14 protein-coding genes are annotated in these 14,720 nt (G+C 29.9%); 4 read left to right on the top strand and 10 right to left on the bottom strand.

Going from position 1 to position 14,720, the window contains the following annotated elements; genetic code table 11:
• The coding region (locus PKV21_05550) for a hypothetical protein (protein ID HOM26953.1) at window positions 1–324 on the bottom strand (324 nt) is incomplete at its 3' end.
• Window positions 299–646, bottom strand: a complete 348-nt coding sequence (locus PKV21_05545; GenBank protein HOM26952.1) for an aspartate 1-decarboxylase — start codon at window positions 644–646, stop codon at window positions 299–301. The genes PKV21_05550 and PKV21_05545, both read right to left, overlap by 26 nt.
• 87 nt (window positions 647–733) lie before the next feature.
• Here PKV21_05545 and PKV21_05540 point away from each other — a divergent pair, with 87 nt between their 5' ends.
• From PKV21_05540 to PKV21_05525, 4 genes are all read left to right on the top strand, one after another.
• Window positions 734–1,690 (top strand): hypothetical protein, encoded by a 957-nt coding sequence (locus PKV21_05540; GenBank protein ID HOM26951.1) that lies wholly within the window; start codon window positions 734–736, stop codon window positions 1,688–1,690.
• A gap of 65 nt (window positions 1,691–1,755) precedes the next feature.
• Complete coding sequence (locus tag PKV21_05535; GenBank protein HOM26950.1) at window positions 1,756–1,971, top strand: DUF2905 domain-containing protein; 216 nt, start codon at window positions 1,756–1,758, stop codon at window positions 1,969–1,971.
• Between the two features lies 1 nt (window position 1,972).
• Window positions 1,973–3,337, top strand: coding sequence for an aminopeptidase (locus PKV21_05530; GenBank protein HOM26949.1), 1,365 nt, complete (start codon window positions 1,973–1,975; stop codon window positions 3,335–3,337).
• 2 nt (window positions 3,338–3,339) lie between these two features.
• Window positions 3,340–3,744: a secondary thiamine-phosphate synthase enzyme YjbQ gene (locus PKV21_05525; GenBank protein ID HOM26948.1), complete on the top strand. Its 405-nt coding sequence runs from the start codon at window positions 3,340–3,342 to the stop codon at window positions 3,742–3,744.
• Here the strand turns inward: PKV21_05525 and PKV21_05520 are convergent.
• The 8 genes from PKV21_05520 to PKV21_05485 form a co-directional block, all read right to left on the bottom strand.
• The gene (locus tag PKV21_05520) at window positions 3,741–4,718 is read right to left on the bottom strand and encodes a Gfo/Idh/MocA family oxidoreductase (protein HOM26947.1); all 978 of its coding nucleotides are present in this window, start codon (window positions 4,716–4,718) and stop codon (window positions 3,741–3,743) included. The two genes, PKV21_05525 and PKV21_05520, sit on opposite strands and share 4 nt — an antisense overlap.
• 13 nt (window positions 4,719–4,731) lie before the next feature.
• The gene (locus PKV21_05515; protein ID HOM26946.1) at window positions 4,732–5,094 is read right to left on the bottom strand and encodes a cupin domain-containing protein; all 363 of its coding nucleotides are present in this window, start codon (window positions 5,092–5,094) and stop codon (window positions 4,732–4,734) included.
• Between the two features lie 3 nt (window positions 5,095–5,097).
• Complete coding sequence (locus tag PKV21_05510; GenBank protein ID HOM26945.1) at window positions 5,098–6,621, bottom strand: hypothetical protein; 1,524 nt, start codon at window positions 6,619–6,621, stop codon at window positions 5,098–5,100.
• 12 nt (window positions 6,622–6,633) lie between these two features.
• Window positions 6,634–8,253: a sulfatase-like hydrolase/transferase gene (locus PKV21_05505; GenBank protein ID HOM26944.1), complete on the bottom strand. Its 1,620-nt coding sequence runs from the start codon at window positions 8,251–8,253 to the stop codon at window positions 6,634–6,636.
• A gap of 13 nt (window positions 8,254–8,266) precedes the next feature.
• Window positions 8,267–10,672 carry a hypothetical protein gene (locus PKV21_05500; protein ID HOM26943.1) on the bottom strand — a complete coding sequence of 802 codons (2,406 nt, stop codon included), beginning with the start codon at window positions 10,670–10,672 and terminating at the stop codon, window positions 8,267–8,269.
• 44 nt (window positions 10,673–10,716) lie between these two features.
• Complete coding sequence (locus tag PKV21_05495; GenBank protein ID HOM26942.1) at window positions 10,717–11,301, bottom strand: hypothetical protein; 585 nt, start codon at window positions 11,299–11,301, stop codon at window positions 10,717–10,719.
• Window positions 11,302–11,410: 109 nt separating this feature from the next.
• Window positions 11,411–11,995 (bottom strand): hypothetical protein, encoded by a 585-nt coding sequence (locus PKV21_05490; GenBank protein HOM26941.1) that lies wholly within the window; start codon window positions 11,993–11,995, stop codon window positions 11,411–11,413.
• 4 nt (window positions 11,996–11,999) lie between these two features.
• Window positions 12,000–14,720 (bottom strand): beta-galactosidase (locus PKV21_05485; protein ID HOM26940.1); only part of this gene is annotated, 2,721 nt, incomplete at its 5' end.

Genomic DNA, 14,720 nt, shown 5'->3' with positions numbered 1-14,720 from the left:
AATCTTTTCTTTTTTAAATAAAAAAAATAAAAAAGTAAAAATTGCCCAGTATATTGAGAGATATAATGCTAAAAGTAAATAAATAAAACCTGATACATTCTTGAGCCAGTATAAAGACAATGAATAAAAAATAAAACCAGAAATTAATCCATAAATAAAGTTTAAAAAATTATTTTTTCCACATATTAAAAAAAGGGGAATAAGACAGAAAAAAGAAAAATACCAGAATTTAAAAGGAGGAAAAGAAAAAAACATCAAAATTGAACTTAAAATACAGATTCCTGAATTCAGAAAAAAATTATTTTTCAATCTTATTTTTCTCACCAAGTTTAACTATTCTCATCTTAAAATCTTTTATTTTTTCTTCTTCAACAAGTGAAATTCCTAAAATAATAACCTCATCTCCAACTTCAAAAAATCTTGCAGATGGACCGTTTAAACATATTGTTCCTGAATTTTCCTCTCCTTCAATAACATATGTAAAAATTCTTGCTCCATTATTTAAATTTAAAACATAAACCATTTCACCAGGTACAATATCCGCTTCCTGAATAATTTTTCTATCAATTGTAATACTCCCTTCATAATACAAGTTTTTATCTGTAACCTTTCCTCCTTTTATTTTACATCTTGTCATAATTCTCATTTTTGCTTCCTTTCTGAATTAAATATTTTACAACATTTTATTTTTTTTACAATGGACTTAAATGTTTTTTTATTATAAAATAAAATCATGTCCGATGTTAAATTGATTTACGAAATGATAAAATATTTTCAAAAAGTCAATTCAGAAACATATCAATTACTCGGATACCTCGGCTTTACAAAAGAAGAGTCATTTAAAACCAATTCAGGAGAATGGGAGATATATACTAAAACAAATTTTATATTCCCTCATTTTATCAGTGAATTCAATCCACCTTTGAATAAATTCTGTGCTATTTTAAAAAATACAAAAGAATTTATAGTGTATGGAACATTTGAAACTCTTGAAGAAGTGAAAAAAAAATTAATTCAACTTTCTGATATATTTTTTAAAAAAGAAAAGAAATTTTTTGGGATTCCACTTACACTTACAGAAGAAAATGCTCAGGATTATGGATATATAAGAGGTTTAATTCTTGGTTTTTTATTACTCATATTTGATTTTTCTTATCCTTTTATTTTTAAACTTAAATCAGGAATTATAAACAGTTTTATTGATTATGTTAAAATCATATATTTTGGAACTCCTGGTTTTGGTATTTTTGTTGGGATTACAGGAACTGGTTTATACTTCATCTTTCTTTTAATAATTATACCAATTTTTTTTGGATGGTATTATAAAAAATTGGCAATTAAAAAAAACATAAGAAAGATAGATAGATTTATTAAAGATATATCTGGTTATGATTATGATTTTGGAATTGATGCTGAAAAAACATTAAAAGATGAATTTACTCTGATTATAGAAGAAAAGAAAAAAGAACAGATATATAATGAATTAAAAAAATCTGTTGATGTAAGTAAACAGGACTTTGAGAATGTATATGAAAAACTTAAAACCGGTTTTTTTAATATAAGCGATATGCTTGAATTTATTGACCTTTATGAAAAAACATTCAAAAACTTCTCTTTAAAGAAACTTCTCAATATAATCGCAAAATACGATACTGCAAGATATCTGACAGAAATTAAATTTCAAATTTAGCAATATTAAAGTTTGTTTTAATTTTTTTTTATGGTAAAATAATATAAGGTTTTTTATCAAAAAAAATGGAAAAAATATTCGGGAAAATACTTATAGTTATTGGGCTTTTAATTTTTCTGGTTGGATATGTAATTTATAAAGGTATTAAAATTCCTATTGGACGACTTCCAGGAGATATCTTCATAAAAAGAGAAAATTTTGTTTTTTATTTTCCAATTGTTTCAAGTATTTTAATCAGTATAATTTTAACTATAATTTTTTCATTATTATGGAGGAGGTAAAATGGAAAGAAAAAATGGCTGGGAAATATGGGATGAATCTAAAATAAAAGAAGTTTTTGCATACTGCGAAGATTATAAAGAATTTCTCTCCATAAATAAAACAGTTAGAAAATTTGTTAAAAGTTGTATTGAAAAGAGTAAAGAAAAAGGATTTAAAAACATAGATGAATTAAATGTAATTAAAAAAGGTGATAAATTTTACAAAATAAATAAAGGGAAAGAGGTTATTTTTGGAATTATTGGAGATAAAAAACTGACAGATGGCTGCAGATTTATAGTTGCCCATACTGATTGTCCAAGAATAGATTTAAAAACAAGTCCCTTATACGAAGATGAAAACATTGCCCTATTTAAAACTTACTATTATGGAGGAATTAAAAAATATCAGTGGCTAACAATTCCTCTTGCTCTTTGTGGAGTTGTATTTTTAAAGGATGGCACATTTAAAGAAATAGAAATTGGAGAAAAGGATAATGACCCTGTTTTTGTAATAACTGATTTACTTCCTCATCTTGCAAAAGAACAGTATAAAAAAACAATTGAAGATGGATTTCCTGGAGAAAGTTTGAATGCTTTTGTTGGAACAGTTCCGGATAAAAGTAAAGATAAAGAAAAAGTAAAGAGTAATGTTTTGAAAATTTTAAAAGAATATTATGGAATTGATGAAGAAGACCTTGTGAGTGCAGAAATTGAACTTGTTCCTGCTGGAAAATCAAAGGATGCCGGAATAGATAAAAGTATGATACTTGCATATGGACAGGATGACAGGGTATGTTCATATACTTCCTTCACTGCTTTACTCAATTCTTATAACCCTATTAATAACATTTTCTGTATTCTGGTTGACCAGGAAGAAATAGGAAGTCGAGGTTCAACCTCTGCTTCTTCATCATTTTTTGAATATTTTATTGAAGAAGTTCTTGAAAAATCAGGTTATTCAATTTTAGATAAAAGAAAATTATTTGAAAATTCCAAAGCAATTTCTGCTGATGTAAATACACTTCTTGACCCCAACTTTAAAGATGCTTATGAACCAAGAAATGCAGGAAGAATAAACTGTGGAGTTGTCTTAACAAAAATAACAGGAGCAAGAGGAAAATCTGGAAGTACAGAACCAACAGGAGAATATGTTGCTTATATAAGGAAAATATTTGATAAAAATAATGTTTTGTGGCAGCCAGGGGAAATTGGAAAACTTGAACTTGGTGGTGGAGGAACTGTTGCTTCATACTTTGCAAGATATAATATTGATACTGTTGACTGTGGAACAGGTGTTTTATCCATGCATGCTCCATTTGAACTTACAGGAAAGATAGATGTATATTCAACCTATGAGGGATATAAAGTTTTTTATCAGGAAGAATAAAAATGGAAAAAATAATAGTACAGACAAGAAAAAGAACTGAATTTATTGATATCACACAGAACATTGAAGAGATTGTAAGAAAGAAAAATATTAAAAATGGAATATGTTTTCTTTTTGTTCCTCATACTACCTGTGGTCTTACAATAAATGAAAATGCTGACCCTTCGGTAAAAAAAGATATTATTGATAAACTTGAAGAAATTGTTCCTGAAGGTGATAGATATTCTCATTTAGAAGGTAATGCAGATTCTCATATTAAATCAACTTTAACAGGCCATTCATTAACAGTTTTTATAGAAAATGGCTATCTTCAACTTGGAACATGGCAGGGAATATATTTATGTGAATTTGATGGTCCAAGAACAAGACAGGTCTGGATTAAAATTATTTCAGAACAATCAATTTAAAAATTTTTATATTTTAATTCAATAACTTTACCTGTTTTTACTGATTCTATCACACCTTCATAGAGAACCATTGTTTTGTAACTTGTAAAAATGTTAGACACTGTTTGAGTATTATTTTTTATAGCATTCATAAAATCAATCAATTCAGGAAGATGTCCTGTTTCATATCCACTGTCTCCTGCACTTATAAATGTTGGTGGTTCTCTCCATTCAGATGGTTTTCCATTTTCAGAAATTTTCCATATTGAAGAATTATGGATTGTCATACAGTTTCCGTTTTCTAATGTAATTTCAACCTCTTCTGTTGGTATATTTCCTCCTCTCATATCTGTTAAATTCATTGAACCAACAGCACCATTTTTAAATTTTAGTGATACAGAATAAGCGTCATTATCTTTAGCAAATGTAAAAACCTTTTCAACATCTCCAAAGAGAAAAAAAACAAGGTCAAAAGCATGAATGGCAAAATCAAATAAGAATGTATCATCAAGAGATGTATTTTTAAATTTTCCAGAAGCATAATCTATGGAGATTGAATAAAGTGAATTTTCTGAAAAAGTTTCTATCCATTCCTTTGCTCTTTTATAAGCATTTGCATATCTTTTTTTAAATCCTGTGGCACAAATTTTTCCTGTTTCCTTTGAAATAATTGCCATTTCAAAAGCATCTTCACTTGAAGTTGCAGGAGGTTTTTCTACATAAACATTGTATCCCATTTTCATTATTTCCTTTGCAAGTTTTGAATGCATTTCTGCATTTATACAGATAATAACTCCATCTGGATTTTCTCTTTCAAGCATTTTTTTGTAATCCACATAGGGTATACCTCCAAATCTTTCTGAATTTTCCTTTGCTTTTTCAAAATTTATATCACATACTCCGACAATTTTACCTCCTGCAACACTTATATATGGATAAATTCTGTTTGTTGAATGTTTACCCGCTCCTATCAAACAAATCTTTGGGTATTTCATAAAACACTCCTTTTTACAATTCAATTGATTTTCTCTCACCTTTTGAAAAAACTATAGTCAAAACAACCTCCTCATCTGTTATGTTTTTTGCTTTATGAGGCAATTTTTCAGGTATGGTTATTGTATCTCCTTCTTCAAGAAGAATTTCATTTCCCTCTCCATCAATATGCAAAATTTTGCCTTTTTCAACAATCAGAATTTCATAACAATCAGGATGAAAATGTAAAGGATTACTCTGATTTGGTTTTATTATACATTTTCCTATTGTTATGCTTTCAGAGTTTCCAAGTTTTTTATTTGCATACCAGATTAATTTTCCCCAATTGAATTCATTTACAAATCTTTCATCTTTCTTTTTCAAAATTATTTTTTCCATTTTTTATCTGTTTAATATTTCAAAAATTGCTTTAAATTTAGGTGCTTCATCTAAATTCTGTTTTTCATATTCAAGAAGTCCCCAACTACCCCATTTTGAAGGTCTTGACATTGAAGAAAATAAGACAAAAACATTTCCTCCAATTTCACTCCATTTTTTTAGATAAATTTTATATATATCTTTAATTCTCTGGTCTTTGTTCACAGCAAAAAATAACTGATTCAATTTTTCATTATTTTCTGCTCCTCCATGTCCAACAAAATGCTGTCCACCTTCATAAGCAACAAGTTTTAGATTGTATTTATCACATAAATTTTTGTGTTTTTTACATGTTTCCATAAGTTTTTCTATTTCCTCAGGCAGTTCTTTAAAAATCTCATCAACAGTCATTTTTTCAACCTTTTCCTGATTTTTTGGATTACCATAAGAATGTCCAAAATATGGTGCTATACCAAGAGCATCACAATTTTTATAATTTTCATTGAATTCAAGAACCTGTTGACTTGTCCAGGGATTTGCTGCCTGTGAACAGAGAACTCTTACAACCCTTCCTTTTTCGCTTCCGAAAACTTCCTCCCATATCTTGAAAATCTCCACCGCTCTTTTTGAATAATAAAAAAGTTGTGCCTGATAGGGATTATCAGAAAGTTTAAGTTCCAATCCCTTTTCTCTTGCATAATTTGCTTGACTGAATATAGAATTCCATACTTCATTGCTATATTCAACATAAATTTTTAAATTTTTATCAAGTTTTTCTTTAACAAGTTTTGCAAAATTTTTTACATAATCGTCATCTGCTTTATGTGGAATACAGAACCATGGATTAATTTTCAATCTATTACAAAGGTCAATCATTAATTCAAGTGGAACTCCCTTTTCAGAATATCTTCTATCTGAAACCTTTGGCCTTTCTTCCCATTTTGAAATTTTTGAATTATTTGTTGCCATCCAGTCCATAAATCTAATAACCTTCATTTTCTCCCATTTTTTTAAAAATTCCTCTCTGAAAGGATTTTCTTTATAATTATTCAGATACTTTTCTTCAAGAACTCTAATATTTCTTATATGGTCATTTTTATCTGTCTGGTAAATCCTTAAAACAAGCGGTCCCTTTTCAAGAACTTTAAGAATATCCATCCCTTCTTTTCTTTCAATAACCTGCCATCCTCCCCAGTAATCAATTTTCCCCTTTCCCTCATAAAGAACATATAATTTTTCTCCAAGATGCTCTCTCATTTTCCCTTCAATAGATAAGATATAAATTTCTATAAAAGAATTTTCTTCTCCTATTTCAAGTGGATATCCATTTTCATCAACTGGAGGCAAAGGATTATCCCATGTAAATTTCTTATCATCTTTTCTCTGGGCTCTTAATTTTGAAGAATATTTCATTAAATCTTTAAATGCATGTTCTGTTGACCAGTAAGCAATACCTGCAAGATTTATTCCAATAGGTGGATATTCTGAATTTTCAGAAAAACAGATAAAACATAAAATTGAAAATAATATAAAAAATATTTTTTTCATTTTCTCTCCTTTCTATTCAATTATAAATGTTACCTTAATTTCCTCACTTTCTTTATACCCTATTCTTACTGCCTTTGCTCTTATTGTAATTTTTCCCTTATCAAGTTTAAAAGGTCCAGTATATAATTTCCAGTGTGGATTTTCTTTTTCTTCAAATGTATATCCAATTGAAGCACCTTGAGTTGAACAGTACATCTGAACTGCAACAGGACTTTTTAAATTATAAACTCCATCTTCTGTTATCGGCTCTATTCCATAATTTTTTTCCCAGATAGGAATAATGACAGGTTTTTCTGTTTGTGGTTGTTTTCCATCTGGATACCAGAATCTAACCATATCACTTTCATTTATTTTTCCCATATCTCCAACTTCAGCAATCCACCTGTCAAGTGCTTTTCTCATTCTTTCAATGACTTTTTTATATTCAGGATTTTCAGCAAGATTATTCATCTCATAAGGGTCATTTAAAGTGTCATAAAGTTCTTCAGGTGGTCTTTTTTGAAACATTAGAAGTTGAGGTCCCTGAAGTTTTCCTTCAAGATACATTCTCCATATTTCCTGCATTATTGGATGTTTGTGCATATATGGAATCCAGATATTATAAGGAATGTCAGGACAGTAATTTCTTATATATTTAAATCTTTTATCTCTTACCGCTCTTACCATATCATATGCTGTATCATGTCTATCCCTTGATACAAAAATATATCTTCTTGGAGGAGCAGTATATTTTCCAAGAAATGGTCTACCCTGCATATAAGAAGGAATAGGGATTCCTGCTATTGAAAGAACTGTTGGTCCAAGGTCAATTGTACTTATTAACCTATCACTTCTGCTACCTGGTTTTATATGTCCAGGCCATCTTATAATAAGTGGAACATGTATTCCTGAATCATAAGGCCATCTTTTCCCTCTGGGTAAAGGTCCATGGTCAGACCAGTGAAATACAACTGTATTTTCAGCAAGACCATCCTCTTCAAGTTGTTTCAGTAATTCTCCAAGTATCCTATCATTATATTCAATATTTGTATACATCCTTGCAAGTGCTTCCCTTACTTTAGGAGTATCGGGAAAATAGGGAGGAACTTTAATTTTATTAGGGTCAAATGTTATCTCTGGACAGTTTTCAGGCCACATACCACTTTCATGAGTTTTTGTTGGATTGAATACTGCAAAAAATGGTTGATTTTTGTCAGGTCTATTCCTCCAGTGTGCTTTATCACTGCATTCATCCCACGCGGTAAATGGTGGGGTAAATTGATAATCTGTTTTAACATTATTTGTACAATAATATCCTTCTGCTCTTAAATATTCTGTAAAACATTTCACATAATGAGGTAAAACAACTGAATAAGGAACAGGAAGTTGAGATGTAATTTTTTCAGGAGCAGCCATTGTTGGAGAAGTTGTCCTCATATGATGTGTCCCAACTGAAATTGGATACATACCTGTTATTATTGCTGAACGAGCAGGAGCACAAACACCTGAAGTAGAAAAACAATTGGTATATATACAGCCCTCTGAAGCAAGTTTATCAAGATTTGGAGTTCTTGCTATTTTATCACCATAACAACCATAAAAGGGATTTGTATCCTCAAAACTTATCCACAGAATATTAGGTCTTTTTTCCATCTTTTACTCCATTTTAAAGAATTATTTTTATTTCTCCACCTTTTACATCTTTAATCTCAAAATCAACATAAAAAGTATCTCCAACTTTAATTTTTTCAAATTTTAAAGGTCTTCCTTCAAATAAAACTTCTTTAACATTGCTATAAAATGGTAACATAATATGAAAATAAAATTTACTTCCACTTCCAGTGAAATCTATTAATATCCTGTTTTTAATTTTTCTGTATTTATAGGCAATATATGAATCATTCGGTCCATATTTAATAAAAACATCTGCTTTTTTACCTTTTAAACTTTCCCATTTAGGTGATATTTCAACCTTTTCAAATAATTTATATCTATCCTTAATTCCACACAAGCCTTCTATTATTGATGAAATAACTGCTGTCATTCCCCAGTTGTCAGGAATTCCATAAGAAATATGTTTTTCAGGTAATTTCCCTTTCCTGTCAGAAATTGTTATTCCAAAAATTATAATCTGACATTCATTTTTAACTGCACTTACCTTGATTTTTTCAATTTTCTTCTCAGGATTTGGATTATTCCATACAAAAACATTGAAACCAACATCCCAGCATTTACCACCTTTGCCGTGCCAGACAACTCTTGTTTCAACTGTATCTTTTGAATTCCACCAGCCAGTTATATTTTTATTTCCAATAAGATAAACTTTTTCTTCTGACCCATCCTGATAGATTACATTGTATATCCCGCAGACATCATTATGAATTAATCTGTTTCCTGTATGAAAAAAATAAACACTGCCAGCAAAATCGTTTACTTCTATTTCAACATCATTTAAAAATTTACCCACTATTAAAACATTTTTCCCATTATTTTTTTCAGGGTCTATTATCTCATATGGTATTCCGTAAAATTCATATTTACCCGGTTTTAAATACCTCATATCATTATTCATTATATCTAACATTCCAAGCCATCCATCTTTATATTTATAAGATGTTGCTCTGTTTACAATCTTTTTTAAATCTATTACTTTAAAATTACCTTCTATAAATTTTTCAACTTTTGGTCGGTAAACACAGTGAAGGTATCCATCTTTTTCTATAATATCATTTATTCTCTTTAAAATATCTGCTCCATACCATTCAAATCCATTATTAAACGCTGCTTTTGAAAGTTCTCCTGCAACTATTGTTGTTATTCCTCCATTCATATATTCACCTTTATTTAGATGAAAAACTCCTTCAGGAAATGGTGGATAAACTGTAAACCATTCAGCAAAACTTTCCTCTTTTGTTTTTTCTTTTAATTCAATATATTCTTTTATAATTGAAACCGCTTTATCATATCCTATTTCTCTATTAAGGTCATAAGAGTGACTCAAACTCAATTGATTTCTATAATCAAAACTATCAATCTTAAAATTTTCTATATTTTCAGCAGGTATATGATGATAATAAAACTTTCCGTTCCAGCAATATTTATCAAGGTTTTTCTTAATTTTTAAAGCAATATTCTTCCAGTAATCTCTTTTCTTTTTATTTTTTATAACATCAAACATCTTTGAAAGTAAAAGGCATGAATGATAAAAACCAGTATTATCTCCATGAAATATAAAAAATGGACTCTTTTCATCAATCCACATAAAATCAAAAAGACCAAATTTATTTTTATTACCATCAGGATGTATATTTTTAATTATTAATGGCTGAAAATCCCATGTGTCAATTGTAAATCCCCTTTTAACAAGACCAAATTTTTTACTCCATCTTAATTTATCATTCATAGTATATTTCATTGCTCTATCAAGTTTTGGAAGTATTTTTTTCAACCATTCATTATCTCCTGTTGCCTGCCATGTATAAAAAACATTCTCAACAATTAAATATTCAACATCTGCTTCAACTGGAATTCTTTCCATATAAAATTTATTATTGTCTATATATTTTGCCCATTTTTCTCCCCATACCATCTGTCTATAATGAAAAAATGGGTCACTTTCATCAAATAAATCAAATATCATTCCATTTTTACTCTGATGATTTAAGAATAGTTCTGGCATACTTTTAAGTTCTTTTTCCCAGTATCTGTATGCTTTTTTACAGTGGGTATCATCTCTTATCCATCTAACATAATAATTCACTATTTTACCATCAATATAATCTGATTTTTTTGTTTGGCAATCTGCAACAAGTTTTTTAAATAGTTTCTCAATAAATGAATCTGTTTTTATTTCTGTTTCACACTCAACTTTTATTCTTTTTTCAATCCTTTTACCATCTTTTTTTATGATAATTTTATGCCATCCACAACTTCCAATAATTTTAAATTTTACTTTTTTCTTAAATTCTTTATAGAAATAAATATCTCCTCTTCCATCTCTGACTTCAATTAATCCTGTTTTTCTGTCAGAAAAAGAAAGTTCAAAAAAATCAAGTGGTTTGAATTTATCCATTTTTAAGAAAAAGGCCGGGCTTTTGTAATACCCGGCCTTTTTAATTACTCTTCACCTGGTTTTGCTTTTCCTCTCGGCTGGAATCTTTCCTGTGTGAATAAGAAACAATCAAAAAGTCCCCAGATGTCTTTCCCTGTTCCACCACTTGTTGAACCTGTTAAAACTATTTCAAGTTTATGTTTTCCTTTCTTTATCTCAACCTTTCCATTATTAACCCATCCAATTGTTCTGAACTGTCCTATAGATATAACATTTTTATAAGGTAAGTCATATTCAGATGTTTGCCATTCACCTTTATCTATTCTCCATTTGTATTTTATATGTCCTTTATGCCCCTCTCTTGACCAGAATTCATATGTCCCATCTTCTGGAACTTCAAACTCCCAGATTGCATAATACTCATCTCTATTCGGGTCCTGTCCATCTGAAGAAAGATGTGTTAATGCATCTCCTCCACTCAATTTCTCAGGGTCATCTCCTTTCATCCAATCATTTGGTCTAAATGTTGTTTCTTTAACAATTTCTGCCTCTATCCATACCCATTTTTTTGTCTCTTTCTTCTCTTCCTGCCCATATAATAAAATCATCATACCAACAAAAAATAAACCCAATACTGTTATTTTTTTCATTTTCTTTCACCTCCTCATTTCTGTTTTTCTGACACCTATAAATACTTTTTTATTTCCAGTATCTAAATTTATAAAAAGGCCGGGCTTTTGTAATACCCGGCCTTTTTAATTACTCTTCACCTGGTTTTGCTTTTCCTCTCGGCTGGAATCTTTCCTGTGTGAATAAGAAACAATCAAAAAGTCCCCAGATGTCTTTCCCTGTTCCACCACTTGTTGAACCTGTTAAAACTATTTCAAGTTTATGTTTTCCTTTCTTTATCTCAACCTTTCCATTATTAACCCATCCAATTGTTCTGAACTGTCCTATAGATATAACATTTTTATAAGGTAAGTCATATTCAGATGTTTGCCATTCACCTTTATCTATTCTCCATTTGTATTTTATATGTCCTTTATGCCCCTCTCTTGACCAGAATTCATATGTCCCATCTTCTGGAACTTCAAACTCCCAGATTGCATAATACTCATCTCTATTCGGGTCCTGTCCATCTGAAGAAAGATGTGTTAATGCATCTCCTCCACTCAATTTCTCAGGGTCATCTCCTTTCATCCAATCATTTGGTCTAAAAGATGTCTCTTTAACAATTTCTGCTTCTATCCATACCCATTTTTTTGTCTCTTTCTTCTCTTCCTGCCCATACAGTAAAATCGTCATACCAGCAAAAAATAAACCAAATAACATTAATTTCCTCATTTTTTCACCTCCTTTCTACAATTTCATAATATACACTTTTTTCATTTCCAGTATTTAAATTTAAACTTATTTTACCATCTTTTGAATTCAAATCTCCAATTTTTCTAACCCTTTTTCCATTTATGTCAAGAGCATATATCTCAAAGTTTTTATTATTACTTATTTCAATATTAAGATTTACCGGCTCCATCAAAACAGGCATATTTCCAAGATTTTTCAATTTCCATTCATTATTTACCCTCATATATTCCTGTCCTTTATTTCTACATCTACCCACAACTGTTAAAAGCAAATGAGTAGAATTTTTTATTGGTAATTCATCAACAGAAGATAAAAACACAGCAGAAAAAGGACTCTCAACCTTCATTTTACAATTTTTAAATTTTATTTCCACTCCATCAATAAATCCAATGGTTCCTTGTGTCCTTTCTGTATCAACAATAATATATCCTTTCCCATAATTCCATAAAAGTTCTTCATTACTACTTTTTACAACTTTATTCTTTTCATCTATACATTTTTTTATCTTTTCAGCATCAACATAGTTTTCTCCTTTTTTATCAACAAAATCAATTCCAACCTTTCCAACACCAAGTAAATAAGGTGGATATCCCATATCTTCCCATCTTGCTCTCATATAATCAACATCTTCAAGTTTTTCAAGAATCTTTCTTTCAAGTTCTCTTTTTGGATTAAATACATCTTCAAGTGTTAATCTTCTTCTGTATATAACATCTCCTTCTTTTACATCTCCTCTTAAAAATATTAAACTTCCAACTGGCTCAAGACACCAGTACATTGGATTTGTTGCAATCCCAAACATCTCATTTAAATGTCCTGTCCAGTCAACATCTCCAACAGCAAAATGTGTAAGTCCACTCCATCCCTGTAATGCAGCATAACTTGCCATAATAGGTACCGCTTCAAGAACAAATTCATTCGGATATACACAATTCCACTCTGTAATCATAAATGGCTTTGAATATATCCTGTTAAATCCTGTAAGAAGTATACTCTTTTCAAGATTTTTAATCATTGGTTGATTGTGAAATGTAACAACATCAGGACGCCATCCTCCTTTTCCATGGTCCCAGTATGTATGTTTTGATATAAAATCAACTTGTGAATTTGAATAAAGGTCAACTTCATTGAGCCAACCTGGAGCATACCATGGAGTACCACATATAGCACCTTTATATCCAATTTCTCTTAATGTCTTTTCAACTCTTTTGTAAAAATCTGTCTGCAATTGATAATAGAATAATGCCTGGTCTTTTGCTCTCTTTATTTTATTCTCTGAAACATTTGCAAGATTCCATATAGGTAAAAGTATAAAATCATCCATATTTTCTCCAATATCAAAAGGTGAACCTTTTACCTTCCAATTTTCATATAGATTTTCCTGTGTTTTATATTTTTCCTTAACCCATTTTATGAACATATGCTTTAAATCAATCAAATAACTCGGTGGTAAATTCTGTAAAGAATAGAAAAACATATTATTTTCATTTACTATCTGAATCTGGGCAATTGCTGGGTCTTCTGCATAAGTCAGTCCTGTATATGGATTTTTATGTGTGAATATTTTTTTAAGAAATTCAATATAGAAGTCCTGTGTAGGTTTATCAAAATAAAGTGTTTGACTATTAAGCCCAAAATTTTTATTCCAGTCCTTTATCCCATCTTTTTCTTTAAAACTATTCCCATACCACATAACAAAATGAACATGTATACCTTCTTTTTTCAATTGGGCAATGAAATAGTCAAGTCGGTCAAGTTTACTTTTATTTAATTCTTTTGTATTGTCGGGTTGATACCAGTCAGTTATTTCACTTCTTAAATTATGCATTCTTATAAGATTAAAACCATATTTAGCAAGCCGTTTTGCAAGATATTCAGCATCACTTTTACTCGGGCATAAAGGACCAACAACTCCCCAGAATTTTGCAGGTGTTCCATCTTCAAATACAAAGTTTCCATTTTTATCAACCTTTAAATATCCATGAATTCCTGCTGGTTTATGCCATTTCCTTATTTTATCAAGAATACTTGGTGAAAAATCATCTATTGGCATATCTACTTTAAACCACTTGTCAAAAGAAACATGCCTATAAATATCATCCTTTACATCTTCTTTAATCACTGAAACAGGTAATTCTTTTTTATCCTTCATCGTTATACCTAAAATTACCAGTACCGCTCCTGTATTTTCTGATTTTAAAACAATTGAATTTATTTCTTTATCTGGATTAGGATTTTCCCACATAAAGACACCAACTCCAATTCTATCACATTGTTTATTTTTACCAATCCATCCAATCTTAAACAAATCAGTATCAGAAGGAAACCACCATCCAACTACTTCTTTCCCTTGTCTTATTGTTATATCTTTGCTTGTTCCATCTTTATAATTCACAACATATTTTGCTACTTCTGGAAATGGTCCTAATTCTTCTGTATTTGCTCCCCATGCTATTGTATGTAAAAAATATATGTATCTCCCTTTATCATTTACAGATACTTCAACACTTTCAGGAAAATAAGGTCTTGGACCACCTTTTAAAACGATACATGATTTCCCATTATTTTCTTCTGGATTTATTATCTTAAATTCAATACCAGCAAATTTGTTAATACCAACTGGGAAATTATCAAGAGAATTGTATTTCCCTTGGTCAGTCCATCCACCTTTTTTATCTCCTTCTTCTTCATCCACAAATCCCAT

It is taken from the genome of bacterium (assembly GCA_035371905.1).
Lineage (GTDB): Bacteria > Ratteibacteria > UBA8468 > B48-G9 > JAFGKM01 > JAMWDI01.
This window is presented reverse-complemented; position numbering and strand designations above follow the sequence as displayed.

Excerpts from the sequence above, each read along its gene's own strand:
- PKV21_05540 (HOM26951.1), top strand. The coding sequence starts at position 734 with ATGTCCGATGTTAAATTGATTTACGAAATGATAAAATATTTTCAAAAA.
- PKV21_05535 (HOM26950.1), top strand. The coding sequence starts at position 1,756 with ATGGAAAAAATATTCGGGAAAATACTTATAGTTATTGGGCTTTTAATT.
- PKV21_05530 (HOM26949.1), top strand. The coding sequence starts at position 1,973 with ATGGAAAGAAAAAATGGCTGGGAAATATGGGATGAATCTAAAATAAAA.
- PKV21_05510 (HOM26945.1), bottom strand. The coding sequence starts at position 6,621 with ATGAAAAAAATATTTTTTATATTATTTTCAATTTTATGTTTTATCTGT.
- PKV21_05545 (HOM26952.1), bottom strand. The coding sequence starts at position 646 with ATGAGAATTATGACAAGATGTAAAATAAAAGGAGGAAAGGTTACAGAT.
- PKV21_05500 (HOM26943.1), bottom strand. The coding sequence starts at position 10,672 with ATGGATAAATTCAAACCACTTGATTTTTTTGAACTTTCTTTTTCTGAC.
- PKV21_05505 (HOM26944.1), bottom strand. The coding sequence starts at position 8,253 with ATGGAAAAAAGACCTAATATTCTGTGGATAAGTTTTGAGGATACAAAT.
- PKV21_05525 (HOM26948.1), top strand. The coding sequence starts at position 3,340 with ATGGAAAAAATAATAGTACAGACAAGAAAAAGAACTGAATTTATTGAT.
- PKV21_05515 (HOM26946.1), bottom strand. The coding sequence starts at position 5,094 with ATGGAAAAAATAATTTTGAAAAAGAAAGATGAAAGATTTGTAAATGAA.
- PKV21_05520 (HOM26947.1), bottom strand. The coding sequence starts at position 4,718 with ATGAAATACCCAAAGATTTGTTTGATAGGAGCGGGTAAACATTCAACA.
- PKV21_05495 (HOM26942.1), bottom strand. The coding sequence starts at position 11,301 with ATGAAAAAAATAACAGTATTGGGTTTATTTTTTGTTGGTATGATGATT.
- PKV21_05490 (HOM26941.1), bottom strand. The coding sequence starts at position 11,995 with ATGAGGAAATTAATGTTATTTGGTTTATTTTTTGCTGGTATGACGATT.